The sequence below is a fragment of the Aquimarina sp. EL_43 genome (assembly GCF_943422735.1).
Taxonomy (GTDB): Bacteria; Bacteroidota; Bacteroidia; order Flavobacteriales; family Flavobacteriaceae; genus Aquimarina; species Aquimarina megaterium.
Genome location: NZ_CALSBR010000001.1, coordinates 4,981,218 through 4,996,593, shown reverse-complemented (window position 1 = coordinate 4,996,593; position 15,376 = coordinate 4,981,218). Strand labels below are relative to the sequence as shown.

Genomic DNA, 15,376 nt, shown 5'->3' with positions numbered 1-15,376 from the left:
ATTAAAGAATGAGATATAAGCGACTAATACTTTTACTTTTGATTTCAGTTTCCGTTAATGCGCAGTATTTTAGTGGTGAAATCGAATATGACATAAAAATCATTCCTAAAAGACAGAATTTAGACTTGGATTCTCTATGGTCATTAAAACACGGAAAGAAAGTCAAATATTTAATTACTTCGAATTTTTATAAATCTACCTATTTCAACAATAATCAAAGAACATATTCATATACTTATGATAACATTTCAAAGAGAATGTACGATGATTATGTTAATAAACCATATATCACATATCGTGATTCGCGAAGGGCTAATTTTAACTATAAAAAGTCAAAAATATTTAGAGATAGTGTTGTCAATATAATGGGCAAAGATTGTTTTATTGTAAAATATGAATCTAATTATGGCAAATCCACGACCTTTTACTCTGATGAGGTTAAGGTCGATTATGAATCATTCAAGGATCATCAAGTTGGGAATTGGTATAACAAACTTAGAGAAGTTGATGGATGTATTTCTATAAAGACAATTACAGAGTTTGAAGATTATTTTGAAATACAGGAAGCGATTAAGATTACACCATTGGAATTAAACCAAGGCAATTTTGCAGTTGGCACAGACAAAATCATAGTAGCTTCGTATAGCGCTTTGGATAAAAGAGTTGAGTTAGTTCAGCCAACTAAAGAATCAATTGAATGTTATAGAAAAAAACTCGAAATAGGAAAATCGAAAAAAGTAACCGACGAAAGCTTAATATGTTATTTAAGTTTTGTAATTAATAAGAACGGGGAATTAAGTTTTCCTGAACCCTTTGAAGAAAGTAACTCTGAACTTAATAAAGTTGCTGTTGATATTATTAAAAACTGTGGCTTCAAATTTAATCCTGGAGAAATAGAAAATAGAGTTGTCAGTTCTTTAGTTTATTTTCCAATTGAATTTTAAGTATACTCCTATGTACAACAATTCGTATATTGCATATACGATCTTTGGGAAATAAAGTATATAAAAAATAACTCATTAAGGTGCAAGACTCAAAGTTTTGCACTTTTTTATTACTTTAGTTTTAATAATGAAAACCTAGTAACTATAAACGCTACTTTTTATATACAAGACATTAGCACCAATCAATTCAAAATCAGATAAAAATGAAAATGAAAGTTACACCCGAAAAAAATGAAAAGGTTGCCAATATGATATTTGCATCCATTTATCCACTTTACCTGAATAGATTGGAAAAAAATGGTAGAACAAAAGAAGAACTCGACCAAGTAATTAAATGGTTTACTGGTTTTGATCAAGATGCTTTACAAGTACTTATTGATGAAAAAGCAACTTTTAGAACATTTTTTCAAAAAGCTAAAATACATCCTAATGCACACTTAATTAAAGGAGTCGTTTGTGGTTATCGAATTGAAGAAATAGAGGATGAATTCGAATTGTATAAACAGTGTAGACGTATGGAAAAGCTGATTGACGAATTGGCAAGAGGTCGTAAAATGGAGAAAATTATGCGAGAAGAAAAGAAATAATAGAGGGGCTAATAATGTATAATAAATGATAGCCGCATATCGGCTTATGTGATTGTTATAGAGGTTGTTATTTGTAATTAAATAAAAAGAATATGGGATTATTTTCGAGTTTATTTAGCATAAAAAGAAATGAAAAGCTAATAAAACTGCTTTGGAGTATGCAGAATTGATAAATTGAGAACATTTGAAAGAGTTACTGAATTAAAATAACTGCCAACAAAGTGTAAAAAAGCATAAAAACGCAGTTTAGCTAAAAAACGTTATGCCCAACAAATCTAAAGAATTGAATAGGAATTTAATACAGTTTGCACACTCAAATGGTTTTCCGGGAAAATGTTTCAATCATTTTTTAAACTCAATAGAAAATGCTGATATAAATTATGTCGAATTAATGGGGCATAACCAATTCAAACTAAATGGGAATCTCGAAAACCTGGCTCTAGAAGTAATTGATTCTATAGAGAATAAGTTCGAAGAACCTGTAATTGGCATTGGGCATTCTACTGGCGGGGTTTTATTACTAATAGCAGCTTCTATTAAGCCGCAGCTTTTCAGAAAAGTAATAGTAATAGAACCGATTCTTTATCATCCCTGGAAAAGAAAACTGATACATTTAATGAAAATATTTGGATTTGCAAATAATATCGGACCTGCGAAACGAACATTAAATAGGAAATCTTTTTTTGAAACAAAACAAAAAGCCTACAAATACTTCAAGGGTAAGCAACTATTTCAGCAATTTAATGATCAGTGTTTTAACGACTTTATTGAATATGGTTTGAAAGCATCTGAAAATGGTTTTGAACTAGCGTTTAGTAAAGAAATTGAAGCCGAGATATATAGTTCTACATATACCAAGTTACCAAGAGGAATTCACAAATTAAATGGAACACTGATATATGGCAATAAAAGTAAGATGTTTAAAAAATCTGATGCTAAATGGTGGAAAAGCAACCTTTCAAATTTTGATACCATTGAGCTTAATGAAGGGCATTTATTTCCCTTAGAAAAACCTCTTGAAACTGCTGAAATTATTAATAGAATAATAAAGTACAGCGCATAACAACAGAAATATATAATCAAGTAATAGTAAATAATTTTAAGTTAATTAAAATTCCTCTAGATTTGTAAATAAACATGCATAGAATAATAAAGAACATATATCTTTTGTAATGTATGTTGTAGCCAATTAGAAAATGAACAGTAAACATATTTTAACTGAAGTTGGAAAAACATATTTTCCACTATCTATTGAATGCCAAGAAGAGTTCATTGCCAATTCAAGAATCAACACTTTCAAAAGAGAGGAAATTGTAATACGCGAGGGACAATTTTCTAAAAAAGCATATTTAATTGTACAGGGTTGTGCAAGAGCTTATTATTTGAAAGATGGTAAAGATATTTCAGACTGGTTTACTTTTGAAAATCAGTTTATGGCTTCTATAGTTAGCTTTTTCAGTAACGAACCAAGTCCACATTATATTGAGTTTGTTGAGGACTCGACAGTTTTAGAGTTTTCAAAAGATACGGTTGACAAGCTTTCTAACAAGTATCATGATTTTGAACGTTTTATAAGTAAAGTTGTGACCGAAACTATGTTGGGTTTGTGCGAAAGATTATATACAATTCAATTCAATAAAGCAGAAGAGAGGTATAAACATTTAATACATATTCATCCGGATATGGAAAATAGGATTCCTCTTATACATATTGCTTCCTATTTAGGGATAACACCAGAAACATTGAGCAGAATAAGAAATCCTAAAATTCTGACTTGATTAAGATCAATTGATAACTCTTCCATTAGAGCGACTTTTGTAAAAAAGAATAAAAAAATGGAAGAAAACAACGAACAATTAAGATCAATTTTTGGAAAATGGTGGGTGCCAATCAGAAAATGGTTTTATCCAACTTGGTTACTATATGAAACTTCAATTCGGTTTTTTGATTATGCACAATCAGTTCACAACTATTTTATAAACGAGCAAGATAATATTGCATCCTATATTGGAGAAATTGGTGCACAAACTTTGGATGTCTTTTGTAGCTTTGCTACTTTCCTTATTTGTGTTATTTCTTTAACAATACCTGCTTGTTTTATATTATATAAATTCTTCAAAGAGAGTAATTTAACCAATACCAGATTTGAAGAAAAAATGAAAACTTATTTCTAAAGATGATGAAAAAAATACTAATCATAAATGGACATCCTGATAAAGAAAGTTTCAACTTCGGAATTTCAGAAGCGTATACGAAAGGAGTAAAAAAATCGAATGCTGAAATAAAAGAAATCAATATTAGAGAATTGAATTTCAACCCAAACCTGCAATTTGGATATCGGAAACGAACCGAACTAGAATCAGACTTATTAGAAGCGCAAGATAAATTAAAATGGGCAGATCATTTTGTTTGGGTTTATCCTGTTTGGTGGGGATCTGTGCCAGCAATTATGAAAGGCTTTTTAGACCGAGTATTACTTCCGGGATTTGCATTTAATAAAAAAGAAAACTCTTTGTGGTGGGATAAGTGTTTTACTGGAAAAACAGCAAGAATAATTTGCACATTAGACCAACCTGCTTGGTATTATAGATTGTTTTATAGAAGCCCAAGCCATTTTGCTATGAAAAGGGGAACATTGAATTTTATTGGGATAAAAAAAGTAAAAATCACGACAATTGGTCCCATCCGATTATCAACGGAAGAGTTTAGAAATAAATGGTTGAAAAAAATTGAAAAACTGGGGCAAATGAACAAGTAATAATTGGCATGATTTAATAGGATGCTCCTCTCATTATAGATATAGATATATCAATCATTTTGACTCTATTTTACAATTCTAAGTATTAGAGCCGTTCACACAATCTTCCCGATAAGGGATAAAATTCTTGAAATACTATATTATGATTTGCTCAAGTGCATATTGAGCTATATCAATACCTAATTTATTTAGGAGGAGAGGAGCTTATTTATAGGGTATGAAGAGTTACACTGTACTGTTTTTGTTTCCCACTTCTTCTTTTATTGAGTTATAAATACTAGTATCATCAATCTTAGTTATCGAAGATAACTTTTTGAGTAACAGCATTGCTTCATCTTTACTTTCTTCAAACATATTAATAGTACTCTTATTAAACGTGATGTTTTCTTCGGCTTCCATTTTTAATATGTGAGATTGATATAAGAAGTTTCGTATAATATGATTACTAGCATATAACATTGAGTGATATATTTTTCTCTTTTCAATGTTTCGCTTTTTTTCTAAAATTACTATGATATTCAGCATAATAAATAAAGCAAAGAACTTAAACCATAGAAATATCAATTCATCGATTTTTGATGATTTAATAAAATTAAAATACATATCTATTTGTTCTGCTAAATTTATATTTCCTATGATGCAATATAAATACCCGATTGTGGATAGTAAAAATCCAACGATCACGTAGACATATTTCTTTAAAATCAGTTTCATTGTATGTTATTATTTTATTGTAATTATTTTTAGTTATATAACAATACAACCGTAATGTATAGGTGATTTTAGGGTAAATAACTGCTATAGTAGGCTATACGGATGTTGTTTTTAGAATTTGTATGCCAATCCAAAATTGATATGTTCGAAATCAAACCCTACAATAATTTCGTCGGTAGATTTTTCTCTTTTATCAGCTTTCATAGATTCATAAGATATAGCTCCCCATAAAGCTTCAATAGCAAAATGATCATTCAGGAAATAGGTTAATCCAGGGATAAGCCCGATTTTATACCCTTTTTCTTTATTTTTTAAACCATTTCTTTCTACATCGGCTGTAAGGTAATCTACTCCAAGTTCACCAAAAAGAGAGAATTTATGACCCGGAGTAAAATCATATCGTCCAAATATTCCGATAAGTCCATGATGAGATCTAATTTCTGTTTCTCCTTCTTCTTCTTTTTCACTTTCGTATCCAAATTTTACACCACCAGTTACAGTATTAGAAATAAGGTAACCGACTCTGGTAAATACATCTAACATAATATCTTTATGTTCTTCTCCTTCGTCTTTAATTGTTTTAGAATCAAATCCAAACAAAGCAGAAACAAATATATCTCCTTGTTCAAATTCTCCTTTTTTATCATAATCTTTAGCAAAATGGTGCTCTTTTGTAGCACTATTGTGATGTTCTTGAGCATTAGCAAAAGCGAAAGATGCCATTGCAGTAGTAATTAAAAGTATTTTTTTCATGCGTTAATGTTCTTAAAATATTTAATGTATTCTTTTTACGTTTCTACATTCTAATACACTACTTGTACTAGAAATAGATGATATTTTATTGTTAGGTTTAAGAGTGGAAATGGAAACTAATCTTTAGAATTTTTCGAAGCAGTGCCCTGGGGATAAGGCACATTAATTAGCTCGAAAGATATTGATGTGTTGGGAGATTAGCTTAGATTTTGATATGTTGTCTACAAAACCAGGGGAGTAGGTCTGTTATAGTTTCGTATGCTCGTATAAAGTTGTTATTTCATTATATGCTCTGGTGAGTTTATTAGAAATATCATAGATTTCTTTATGCTTGTATCCTTGTTTTCCAAGTTTATTTTGTGTGATAAGTTCCCAGATGGTTAATGCATTTGCGATTTTTTCATCTATTTCGGCATTATCAAAATCTGAAAGAAGTAATGGGGTATTCATTCCATCTATTTCATTGTATATGTTTTTCAACATTTGTTCAGAGTTTTTGTCTTTCAATGTTGGGTGATTTGCTAAATAATATAACGCCAATCTTTGTGCAAGCATGCGCTGTCTTCCTGAGACGGTTATGATTTTTTTCAGTTCTAGATCTTTTTCATTATAAGAGTCATCATTAGCTAATCCTTTTATAGTTTTATTAGCATTTTTGGATTCTATCACAATAGAACGCACAACACTTTCTGTTTCTTTAAGTAAATCTGTATTTAGGTTCAGAATTTTTTTGGCATCATCAAAATTGGGAGTACTTTCTATATGTTTTTTAAATGCTACCCATAGATTTCCCACTTTTTTAATTTTACTCTTTGTTGCCTTGTTGCTAGAATTTTTAGACAAGATTTCATTTTGTTTTTCAAAAATAATTTTACTTGTCATGAGATCTCTTGACGCCTTGTCATCATCCGAATTTTCTACCATATATAGGTAATCTTTAGCCATTTTCTGAATTAGCATACCTTGTTTCTCAGATATATTGATAGCTTTATTATAGGTCATTACGCCATATTTTGGCTTAGATTGGGCATTGACTATACTAAATGTCGTTATTCCTAGTATAAAGAGTATATACGCTGATTTAGCAGTTAAATAATTATTTCTCATTTCTATTATTTTTTAAGTGTTTATATATTAGTATTCTTCAAGAATTAATTTTGTAATTTTCTTATCGGGGGATAATCCCAGAATTAGAATCATAGAAGTATTTTCGAATTCTGTTAGGTATCTTTTTGCTTTGTCTTCATCTAATAAAAAAGAAGAAGTTCCCATTGGTCCTTTTTTTGACTGGTTTTCAGAAACAAATTGTTTTACTTTTTCGATTGTAAATGTCGATTGTAACTGGGGTGAGAACGAGTTAAAAATCTTATCGACATCTTTTGCGTTATATGCATCAGTTACTTCGGTAATTATTTTTTGATAATCCTCTTGGGTTTGCGAAAAACTGATTTGTAAAAAAAGAAATAAGATTAGGCTAAGTATTTTTTTCATAGTATTTAAATTATGGTTAAAACATTTTTTAATTGTGGTTAAATTGTTGTTTTGTAACCAGTTTGTTTTATTGGGTGCGAAAGTAGAATTAGAATCTGTAGAGAATTTGTGGAGAATCTGTAGGAAATCTGTAGAAGTTGTTTAGAAACTGTTTTTAAGGTAGGTGTTTGTAAAACAGCTTGTTATGTTGTTGTTTTTAAGTTGAAAATCAACTCTATTTTTGAAGATGAATATTGTTTGCAAAAACTTTTGCTTTCTGATAATTATTTGTTTCTTTAATTAAAGGTTATTGGACTATTAAATTTAATCTGAAAGAAGTGAAAATTCTAATTATAGAAGACGAACATATGCTTGCCGAATCGATGGTGCAGTACCTTGGGAGAGAAGGATACCAATGTGAATGGACAGATAATCTAGCAGAGGCAAAGGAAAAAAGCTGGGATTATGAATATGATTGCCTGGTTGTTGATATTAACCTTCCTGATGGTAGTGGTCTTGATGTTATTAAACAGATTAAAGAAATGAGATCAAAATCAGGAATCATCATTGTATCTGCACGCAATGCTATCGATGATAGAATTTATGGCCTTGATATTGGAGCAGATGATTACCTTACAAAACCATTTGATCTTGCAGAACTAAATGCACGTATAAAGGCGATTATACGTAGAAGAAATTTTGATGCCCAAAACACGATTACCTTTAATGAAATTGAAGTATTCCCTTATGAAATGAGTGTTAAAGTACATAACAAAATTCTAAAACTTACTAAAAAGGAGTATGATCTAATGCTATATTTTATCTCGAATCCAAATCGTGTAATTCCCAAGGGATCTATTGCAGAACATTTATGGGGAGATGAAATGGGGATTGCAGATTCTTATGATTTTATCTATTCTCATTTAAAAAACCTTAGAAAAAAAATTCTCGAACATGGTGGTAAAGATTATATACAGACTGTATACAGCGTAGGGTATAAATTTTCTGATCAATGAAACTACTAAGCTTATCTAATCGTTATTATTTTACAGGACTATTTATTGTATCTCTTGTGGGAGGTTTATCTTCTTATTTTGTTATTAGACGTACTGTAAATAGCGAGTTTAATGATAAATTATTTGCGGCAAAAGAAGAATTGATTGATGAGTTGTATAGGCATGATGAGTTATTAAGTAGTTATAGTCTAAATATTGGAGATAATATTACTATCCAAAAAGTAGATAATGACCCAAAAATCCAAACATTTATAAAAGACACGATATTATTTAATGAATACCAAAATGAGCAGATGAACTATAGGCAGATCACCTTCTCTGACAAAGTGAGAGATAATTTCTATGTCTTTTCTATAACCAAATCATTACTATCTACAGAAGATTTAATAAGAGGTGTTACACAGGTTATTGCTTTGATTACTGCTTTGTTTTTTATTACGATGCTTGTATTGAGTAATATCGTTTCGCAACGAATTTGGATACCTTTTTATAATACGCTAAGCCAGATAAAAGATTTTAATGTTAAAAAACCAAAGCCTTTATCTTTTAGTGAAACTAATATATTAGAGTTTGAAGAGTTAAATTCTACACTCGAACTCATGACAAATCAAGTGGTAAAGGATTATAAGAATTTAAAAGAATATACCGAGAATACTTCTCATGAGATACAAACACCATTAGCAATTATTAAAAATAAAATGGAGCTTTTGATGCAGGATAAAAATCTTTCTGAACAGCAAATATCTATTTTAGGACAAGTATACGAGTCTACAGGAAGGTTATCAAAGCTTAAAGATAATCTTTCCTTACTATCAAAAATTGATAATAATCAATTTATAGATACATCAAAACTAATCGTGGCAGAATATCTTAAAAAGAAAATTGGAAGAGTAAAAGAATTACTTGATATTAAAAATATAGAGGTAACTCTTGATTTTAAAGAAAATCCGTCGATAGAGATTAATGAAACAATGGCCTATGTGCTGTTTAATAATTTGATTAGTAATGCTATAAAACATAATATAGAATCAGGGAAAATCGTAATGACACTTACCAATGCATATTTTGAGATTAAAAATACAGGAGAACCATTAGAAATATCAGAAGAAGAATTATTCGGACGTTTTAAGAAATCAGGAAACAAGCTTGATTCTAGTGGTCTTGGTTTGTCACTAGTATATCGAATTGCCGATTACTACGACTTCTCAATAAATTATAAAAATACTGACATTTGGCATAAGGTTACACTAAAATTCTAATGTTAAATGTGAGTACTCAACCATTCTTTAAATTGATAAAAATTCTGGGGAGCGACACCATGACCTACCTGAAATTCATTTAAGGAACTTGTTATGCCAAGTTCTGAGAGTAGCACAGGAGCTTTACGAGCCCAATCCACAGGAATTACCTGATCTACACTACCATGAGAACAATATAAATTAAGCTTAGAAAAGTCATTTACTTTGTAATTATCAGCCAGAATATCTTCATTTATATAACCGCTTAATGCAATTACATTTTTTACTTTTTGCGGATAGGAGAGTGCAACTGCATAACTAAGGATCGTTCCCTGGCTAAATCCAAGAAGAGTAACATTATCCTTATCCAAATCATAAGCATCGATAGCTTCATCTATAAAAGCAGCAATTTTATCTCTGGATTCGATAGCTTGTTTATCATCACTAAATTTTCCCTGGGCAGCATCAAAGTAAATTGCATACCACGCATTACCATATGGTTGCATAGGATAAGGTGCTCTAACCGAAATAATGAATAATTCTTCCTGTAGTTCTGTAGCAAAAGAAAAAAGATCATTTTCATCACTACCATACCCATGAAACATAAATAGAACAGGAGTCTTATCTTTTTTTATTGTAGGTTCTTTTATAATATGATATAGGGATAGTGGTTTGGTTTGCATAGTTTTATTTTAATTGTATATGTATATGATCATCATGCCGTACTGCCTGGCATCCATGAAATCGTATTTTGGTACTTTGTACCTTTAATCTATTCTTTAGATGTGGTTCTATAAAAACCTTCTCTATCTGTTTTTGTTTTACGATTGCCAAAAGTAAATCTTTTGTAGCTTTTTCAGAAAATTTTAACCCTTTGTTTAAGGTTCCAAAAGTTGTGTATTTGGTAAAATCGTATTGCCAATTTCCTTTTTGTTTACAAATTAAGGTTTGATTATATTCTTGTTGGGTAGGCGATTCAAATACTCCGTAGCCACTAATTGAAGGTTTTTTGTTGGTCGTCTCATTATTTTGATCTTGATAAATAAATGAGATGTCAATCTTTTTTCCATCATTATGACTCAAATGCGGAAGCAATGAAAAACCATCTATAAATGGAAAGCTAGCATCTAGATATACCAGTGCGATATCAGGATTAGATCGATGAAATGAATTTGCAATTTCCTCTAATGCAGTATAAAGCTCAAGATGTACATAATTTCGATTTAGAAATTTTGTTACGAAGCTATGAGCTTTTATTTGTGTAGTATCTTTAATTTTTTCTCTACCAAATAACGGGGCGATATGGGGGATAATCAAAAACGTTATACATATATAAGTGATAAGAAATATGGCCGTTTTTTTTAACCTATACTTATGTATATTTCTTTTAACCAGTAATTCTGTAAGAATATATATCACTCCACCAATTTGCGTTAGAGCGGTTAAAAAAAGAAATAATAAGAGTTTAAGAACTAGTTTTGCTATTTTTTTAAACATAAAATAGTTCGTTATAACCTTCTATTTAATGAAACTAAACCATTCCTGAAAGAAAGGCCCCAAAATAGGAACTGTTTTTTGCTCTTCTCGTATTGCCAGGATAAGCCCAAAAACAATTAGCACGATACAGAAGATATAGAAAGCGATATGAATCATTAGTGAGTCAAAAATATTAGCCAAAGCTATTAAAAGATAGAAACTAATCCATGAACCCAATGCTTGCCTGATATGAAAACTTGCAAACTGATTTTTATTTTCCTGATTCATGAAAAAAGCTATAATTGTACCAATAATGGTGATATATGAAACAATAGCTGCTGTTTTTCCTTGTTTTGCGTAGTCAGATTGCATAATTGTTGTATTATATTATTTTATTACTACACTAGATCGTAATGAAGAATTAGTTTTGTAATATACTTATTTTAATATCATTTTTCCGTTAGCGATAATACCATAAGGAGCTCCTTTTGTAGATTTTCCTATAAAAGCACTATTTTTTGAAGAAGATATAACATGCTCTTCTGTAAAAGTGGTATCACCTGTAGGATTAAATAAAGATAAATCTGCTTTATTATCTTTTTCAATGCTTTCACTTTCTATTTTGAAAATAGATTTACCGCTAGTAAGCATGGCTATGGTTTCTTCAATATCTAATATCGTATTAAGAACTCCGAAAGCACTTTCTAAACCGGTAGTACCGTATTTTGAGTGATCAAACTCTACCTTTTTATGTTCTACATCTATAGGTTGATGATCACTGGTAATCATATCAATTGTACCATCATTTATACCTTTTACCAAGGCATCTACATCTTTTTGCGTTCTTAATGGAGGAAGTACTTTATAATTAGTGTCAAATGTAACCAGCTCTTTATCAGTTAGGGTTAAATGATGAACGGTGGTACTACAACTTATTTGTAATCCTTTTGCCTTAGCATCTCTAATTAATGCTACCGATTTGGCTGTCGAAATTGTAGGGATGTGTAAGGTGCCACCTGTATATTCTAGTAGAAACAAGTCTCGCGCAATCTGTAATTCTTCTGCTAGCGCAGGAATTCCTTTCAATCCAAGTAAAGTACTTTGTTCTTCTTCATTAACCAGTCCTTTACCGGCAATATTATTTTCTTGAGGAAAAGATAGAACCAATCCATCAAAATTTTGTGCATAGAGAAGAGCAATCTTTAATAAATTAGGATTTTGAATGGCTTTTTTATAGTCACCAAAGGCAATAGCACCTGCCTGTTGCATATCATATAATTCTGCCATATCTACACCCTTGGACTGTATGGTCAAGGCTCCGATAGGATATAATGATACTGCACTATTTTGAGACTTTCCTTTTAGAAAACCTATAGAAGTGCTATTATCGGTTATAGGTAATGTATTTGGGTGTAACGCTATAGCTGTGAAACCACTTTTTGCAGCCACTTGTAAACCATGTTCAATAGTTTCACGTTCTTCATATCCTGGTTCACCAAAACTTACACTACTATCAAACCATCCTTGTGAGATGTGTAAGTTATCTAATGTAACTTCTTCAACATGATCAGGGGCTTTGATTGTCTTCTTTATATCTGTAATTATTCCATTTTCGATTAATACATCAACTGTTTGACGATGAAAAGAGGATTTTGGGTCAATTACAGTAGCAGCCTTTAATAAGAAGTTCATTTTAGATATTTTAATAGTAGTATTTCAATTAGCAAGAATATCAACGCAAAAATAACAAACCATTTCCAAAGTTCATTAACACTAGTCTCTTCTTTTATTTGGTCAAAAAGCTCTGTGACTGATTGGCTTACTTGATAATCTTCTGTAGTAGTTAAGTTATAGTATTGTAAATCACTCTCTGCACTATTATAATTATAACTTACATGTTGTTGAACACTGGTATTTTTATCTTGTACACGGTAAATCCCTGCTCGTGTAGGAACTTCGTCTGTCGTTATATTCACTTTTGTAGAAAAACTCTGTTGCAATGGTATAATGTTTTCCTGATCAGAGACCAAAGACAATATTCCATCTTGTCCGAGAGATATAGGAATATCATAAGAATTAATCTGACCAATAGTATATGATATATCGGTAAGCTGTAAGCTTTGTTTACCAATATTATATAATGTAGGAACGATTAAAGGAGAATTCTTAAAATTAGAATTTTCCTGATTTATAGCCGATGTAAATACATATATATTATTTGTTTTGTATAAGAAAGGGCTATTATCTTCAAAAGATAGCACGATATTGGATGCATTTGCCTGATAATAACTATTTACCTTTGGATATTGAAAATTGGTAATCTTTTTATCAAAAACCCCACGATATAATGGATGTGAGAAGTTAATAGATGTGATTTTCTTTTCACGTGTTGTTTCTGCCAATAACCCTTGTGTCGAATATCCGCTTATAAACTGTTGATACGAAACCAAATCTCCATTTGTTGCAGGAATAAGACAAATAGTACCTCCTTGATCAACAAAAGGCTTTAATGCATTGATAAGTGATACCGGAATTTGCTTAACCTCATTAATAATTACCAGATTTGCATTACTAATATCATTGTAATTAAGCCTTTCGACAGAGCTGCTTAGCACTACAAATTCATCCGAAGTAAAAATATTCTTTATAAAACTATCATCTGTTTCATTAATAGCAACAACTTTTATCTTTTCTGGAGCATTTATGGTAAAAAACCTTGAATTATCAAAAGTTATTACGGGGTCTTCTATAGTTACCGTACCATTAATTTTTATATTCTCATCTAAGCGGAATTCAGTTTCGGCTGTGCCATTTTCCGGAATAGAAACTGCAGTTTTGGCAATCAATTTATCGTCATTATATAGCGCAATAGAGGTGTTTTCTGCATTAGTATCGGTATTGCTTAATACTACATTAAGAGTGAGATCATTATTGGTATTATGCCTTAAATACAGACTGTCGATAGCAATATTTTGCCTGGTGACAGGTTGTAGCTGAACAAGGTGTGTTTTTGTATCTGTATCTTTTTGTATACTAAAGGCATTTTCTTTTTGTTGAAAATCTGAAACCATTATGATACGTTTATTGGTTTCTGGAGATGTTCCTACTAACTGTTTAGCTTTAAGATAGGCTGCTGAATACGAAAGTTGATTAGACGAGTACTCGATTTGTAACAAGTCGTTTTGAATATCTTGTTTAGAAACATCAATAAAAGTCTCTGTATTGGTAAAAAGAGATATGGTTTCCTCTTCAGGAAGGTCACTAAGGATTTCTTGTTCAGCACGTTTTAGGAGTGGCCCTTTAGAACCTTTGGCCTGCATACTAAACGAATTATCAAGGTATAAAACGGTTTTACTTTTTTTACCTACAATTTCTTCTAATGCCAGAAATGGTTGTGCAAAAGCAAAAATGATAGCCGCCATAGCTAATAATCGAGCAAGAAGTGTCAACCATTTTTTGATCTGAGAACTCTTTCGAGTTTGTACCGTAACCGCTTTTAGAAACTCAACATTTGTAAAATTAACCTTCTGAAAGCGCCGTAACTGAAATAAATGAACTAGAATAGGAATTATAAGTGCAAAGAGAGCGTAAAGAAATTCTGGGTGTTTAAACTGCATTCCTTAGTAAGGTTTGTCAAATATACTATAAGATTTGGGATTTATGAATTTCAAAATTATCAATTCACAAATTATCAATCAAAAATTAAAATAAGTACGAAGTGGTAAGGGAAGGAGACATTATTTTTTTATGTCTAAAAAAAGCGGAAGTAAAACTTCCGCTCTTTCTATATAAATCTTTTTTTTTACTAAAAGATATAGTATCCAACAGAAACTTGAAATACAGAATTTTTAGCTTCTACATTATCTACGATATCAGTAAATCCAATATTATATCGTAATTGACCGAAAAAAGAACCAAATTCTACTCCGGCACCTACAGCTGCACTTAGATCAAAGCTTTCTGGATCAGTACCACCATTAAAATTATCATTAACTATAAAACCAAATTGAGGTCCTGCTTCTACACTAAAAAGTTTAGCGAATTTTAATTTTACCAAAACAGGAAGGTTTAAATAATCAACATCAATATCTTGATCAATACCTAAGGCTTTAAATTTTGCCCCTTGAGCAGAATATATAAGTTCTGGTTGTACAGCAAACATATCTGATAATCCTATTTGAACTACAGCACCAATATGATATCCTGTACGTCCATCTAAACCATTGTAACCGTCTCCATTTAATGTAGCAAAGTTTACACCACCTTTAAAACCAAGTTTGATGTCCTGTGCATTTGAAGAAATTGAAAAACCGATTACCGCAATTGCTAATAAAAAAAGCTTTTTCATAATTGTAAATTTAAGGTTTGTTTGAGGTCAAAGATAGGGACTAATATCTTAAGAAAAGGTTAAATCTAGAAA

The 15,376-nt window shown here is 30.8% G+C and carries 18 protein-coding genes; 8 read left to right on the top strand and 10 right to left on the bottom strand.

What is annotated here, in order from left to right:
- Positions 1-38 precede the first annotated feature (38 nt).
- The 6 genes from NNL09_RS21530 to NNL09_RS21505 all read left to right on the top strand — a co-directional run bounded on the left by NNL09_RS21530 (position 39) and on the right by NNL09_RS21505 (position 4,289).
- Complete coding sequence (locus NNL09_RS21530; RefSeq protein ID WP_196909952.1) at positions 39-944, top strand: hypothetical protein; 906 nt, start codon at positions 39-41, stop codon at positions 942-944.
- Between the two features lie 209 nt (positions 945-1,153).
- The gene (locus NNL09_RS21525; RefSeq protein ID WP_035096138.1) at positions 1,154-1,531 is read left to right on the top strand and encodes a DUF2200 domain-containing protein; all 378 of its coding nucleotides are present in this window, start codon (positions 1,154-1,156) and stop codon (positions 1,529-1,531) included.
- A 283-nt stretch (positions 1,532-1,814) separates the two neighbouring features.
- The gene (locus NNL09_RS21520) at positions 1,815-2,594 is read left to right on the top strand and encodes an alpha/beta fold hydrolase (RefSeq protein ID WP_196918847.1); all 780 of its coding nucleotides are present in this window, start codon (positions 1,815-1,817) and stop codon (positions 2,592-2,594) included.
- Positions 2,595-2,727: 133 nt separating this feature from the next.
- On the top strand, positions 2,728-3,309 hold the full coding sequence (locus NNL09_RS21515; protein WP_196909954.1) for a Crp/Fnr family transcriptional regulator: 582 nt from the start codon (positions 2,728-2,730) through the stop codon (positions 3,307-3,309).
- A gap of 57 nt (positions 3,310-3,366) precedes the next feature.
- Entirely contained in the window at positions 3,367-3,705 is a 339-nt protein-coding gene (locus tag NNL09_RS21510) for a hypothetical protein (protein ID WP_196909955.1), read from the top strand.
- Between the two features lie 5 nt (positions 3,706-3,710).
- Complete coding sequence (locus NNL09_RS21505) at positions 3,711-4,289, top strand: NAD(P)H-dependent oxidoreductase (protein WP_196910318.1); 579 nt, start codon at positions 3,711-3,713, stop codon at positions 4,287-4,289.
- Positions 4,290-4,514: 225 nt separating this feature from the next.
- On the opposite strand, the gene NNL09_RS21500 is transcribed toward NNL09_RS21505, so the two are convergent.
- From NNL09_RS21500 to NNL09_RS21485, 4 genes are all read right to left on the bottom strand, one after another.
- Positions 4,515-5,003, bottom strand: coding sequence for a hypothetical protein (locus tag NNL09_RS21500; protein WP_035096132.1), 489 nt, complete (start codon positions 5,001-5,003; stop codon positions 4,515-4,517).
- A 111-nt stretch (positions 5,004-5,114) separates the two neighbouring features.
- The gene (locus tag NNL09_RS21495) at positions 5,115-5,756 is read right to left on the bottom strand and encodes an outer membrane beta-barrel protein (RefSeq protein ID WP_196909956.1); all 642 of its coding nucleotides are present in this window, start codon (positions 5,754-5,756) and stop codon (positions 5,115-5,117) included.
- A gap of 246 nt (positions 5,757-6,002) precedes the next feature.
- Complete coding sequence (locus NNL09_RS21490; protein WP_152538309.1) at positions 6,003-6,863, bottom strand: hypothetical protein; 861 nt, start codon at positions 6,861-6,863, stop codon at positions 6,003-6,005.
- A 27-nt stretch (positions 6,864-6,890) separates the two neighbouring features.
- A complete protein-coding gene (locus NNL09_RS21485; protein WP_196909957.1) occupies positions 6,891-7,247 on the bottom strand; it encodes a DUF3887 domain-containing protein in 357 nt (118 codons plus the stop codon).
- Positions 7,248-7,564: 317 nt separating this feature from the next.
- On the opposite strand from NNL09_RS21485, the gene NNL09_RS21480 reads away from it, so the two are divergent.
- Both NNL09_RS21480 and NNL09_RS21475 read left to right on the top strand, forming a co-directional pair.
- The gene (locus NNL09_RS21480; protein WP_025665552.1) at positions 7,565-8,242 is read left to right on the top strand and encodes a response regulator transcription factor; all 678 of its coding nucleotides are present in this window, start codon (positions 7,565-7,567) and stop codon (positions 8,240-8,242) included.
- Positions 8,239-9,501 (top strand): cell wall metabolism sensor histidine kinase WalK, encoded by a 1,263-nt coding sequence (locus NNL09_RS21475; RefSeq protein WP_025665553.1) that lies wholly within the window; start codon positions 8,239-8,241, stop codon positions 9,499-9,501. Before NNL09_RS21480 ends, NNL09_RS21475 begins: the two co-directional genes overlap by 4 nt.
- 2 nt (positions 9,502-9,503) lie before the next feature.
- Here the strand turns inward: NNL09_RS21475 and NNL09_RS21470 are convergent, their stop codons facing one another.
- The 6 genes from NNL09_RS21470 to NNL09_RS21445 all read right to left on the bottom strand — a co-directional run bounded on the left by NNL09_RS21470 (position 9,504) and on the right by NNL09_RS21445 (position 15,304).
- Entirely contained in the window at positions 9,504-10,163 is a 660-nt protein-coding gene (locus NNL09_RS21470) for an alpha/beta hydrolase (protein WP_196909958.1), read from the bottom strand.
- Positions 10,164-10,167: 4 nt separating this feature from the next.
- Positions 10,168-10,977 carry a hypothetical protein gene (locus NNL09_RS21465; protein ID WP_196909959.1) on the bottom strand — a complete coding sequence of 270 codons (810 nt, stop codon included), beginning with the start codon at positions 10,975-10,977 and terminating at the stop codon, positions 10,168-10,170.
- Positions 10,978-10,998: 21 nt separating this feature from the next.
- A complete protein-coding gene (locus NNL09_RS21460) occupies positions 10,999-11,328 on the bottom strand; it encodes a membrane protein (protein WP_025665556.1) in 330 nt (109 codons plus the stop codon).
- 66 nt (positions 11,329-11,394) lie between these two features.
- On the bottom strand, positions 11,395-12,648 hold the full coding sequence (locus tag NNL09_RS21455; protein WP_196909960.1) for a dihydroorotase family protein: 1,254 nt from the start codon (positions 12,646-12,648) through the stop codon (positions 11,395-11,397).
- Positions 12,645-14,573, bottom strand: a complete 1,929-nt coding sequence (locus NNL09_RS21450) for a BatA and WFA domain-containing protein (protein ID WP_196909961.1) — start codon at positions 14,571-14,573, stop codon at positions 12,645-12,647. Before NNL09_RS21450 ends, NNL09_RS21455 begins: the two co-directional genes overlap by 4 nt.
- Before the next feature lie 188 nt (positions 14,574-14,761).
- Positions 14,762-15,304, bottom strand: coding sequence for a porin family protein (locus NNL09_RS21445; protein WP_196909962.1), 543 nt, complete (start codon positions 15,302-15,304; stop codon positions 14,762-14,764).
- Positions 15,305-15,376: the final 72 nt, after the last annotated feature.

What these genes read in the sequence shown, in the direction of transcription:
- NNL09_RS21510 (WP_196909955.1), top strand. Translation starts at nt 3,367, where the DNA reads ATGGAAGAAAACAACGAACAATTAAGATCAATTTTTGGAAAATGGTGG.
- NNL09_RS21465 (WP_196909959.1), bottom strand. Translation starts at nt 10,977, where the DNA reads ATGTTTAAAAAAATAGCAAAACTAGTTCTTAAACTCTTATTATTTCTT.
- NNL09_RS21445 (WP_196909962.1), bottom strand. Translation starts at nt 15,304, where the DNA reads ATGAAAAAGCTTTTTTTATTAGCAATTGCGGTAATCGGTTTTTCAATT.
- NNL09_RS21505 (WP_196910318.1), top strand. Translation starts at nt 3,711, where the DNA reads ATGAAAAAAATACTAATCATAAATGGACATCCTGATAAAGAAAGTTTC.
- NNL09_RS21490 (WP_152538309.1), bottom strand. Translation starts at nt 6,863, where the DNA reads ATGAGAAATAATTATTTAACTGCTAAATCAGCGTATATACTCTTTATA.
- NNL09_RS21525 (WP_035096138.1), top strand. Translation starts at nt 1,154, where the DNA reads ATGAAAGTTACACCCGAAAAAAATGAAAAGGTTGCCAATATGATATTT.
- NNL09_RS21500 (WP_035096132.1), bottom strand. Translation starts at nt 5,003, where the DNA reads ATGAAACTGATTTTAAAGAAATATGTCTACGTGATCGTTGGATTTTTA.
- NNL09_RS21475 (WP_025665553.1), top strand. Translation starts at nt 8,239, where the DNA reads ATGAAACTACTAAGCTTATCTAATCGTTATTATTTTACAGGACTATTT.
- NNL09_RS21495 (WP_196909956.1), bottom strand. Translation starts at nt 5,756, where the DNA reads ATGAAAAAAATACTTTTAATTACTACTGCAATGGCATCTTTCGCTTTT.
- NNL09_RS21470 (WP_196909958.1), bottom strand. Translation starts at nt 10,163, where the DNA reads ATGCAAACCAAACCACTATCCCTATATCATATTATAAAAGAACCTACA.
- NNL09_RS21450 (WP_196909961.1), bottom strand. Translation starts at nt 14,573, where the DNA reads ATGCAGTTTAAACACCCAGAATTTCTTTACGCTCTCTTTGCACTTATA.
- NNL09_RS21485 (WP_196909957.1), bottom strand. Translation starts at nt 7,247, where the DNA reads ATGAAAAAAATACTTAGCCTAATCTTATTTCTTTTTTTACAAATCAGT.
- NNL09_RS21515 (WP_196909954.1), top strand. Translation starts at nt 2,728, where the DNA reads ATGAACAGTAAACATATTTTAACTGAAGTTGGAAAAACATATTTTCCA.
- NNL09_RS21460 (WP_025665556.1), bottom strand. Translation starts at nt 11,328, where the DNA reads ATGCAATCTGACTACGCAAAACAAGGAAAAACAGCAGCTATTGTTTCA.
- NNL09_RS21455 (WP_196909960.1), bottom strand. Translation starts at nt 12,648, where the DNA reads ATGAACTTCTTATTAAAGGCTGCTACTGTAATTGACCCAAAATCCTCT.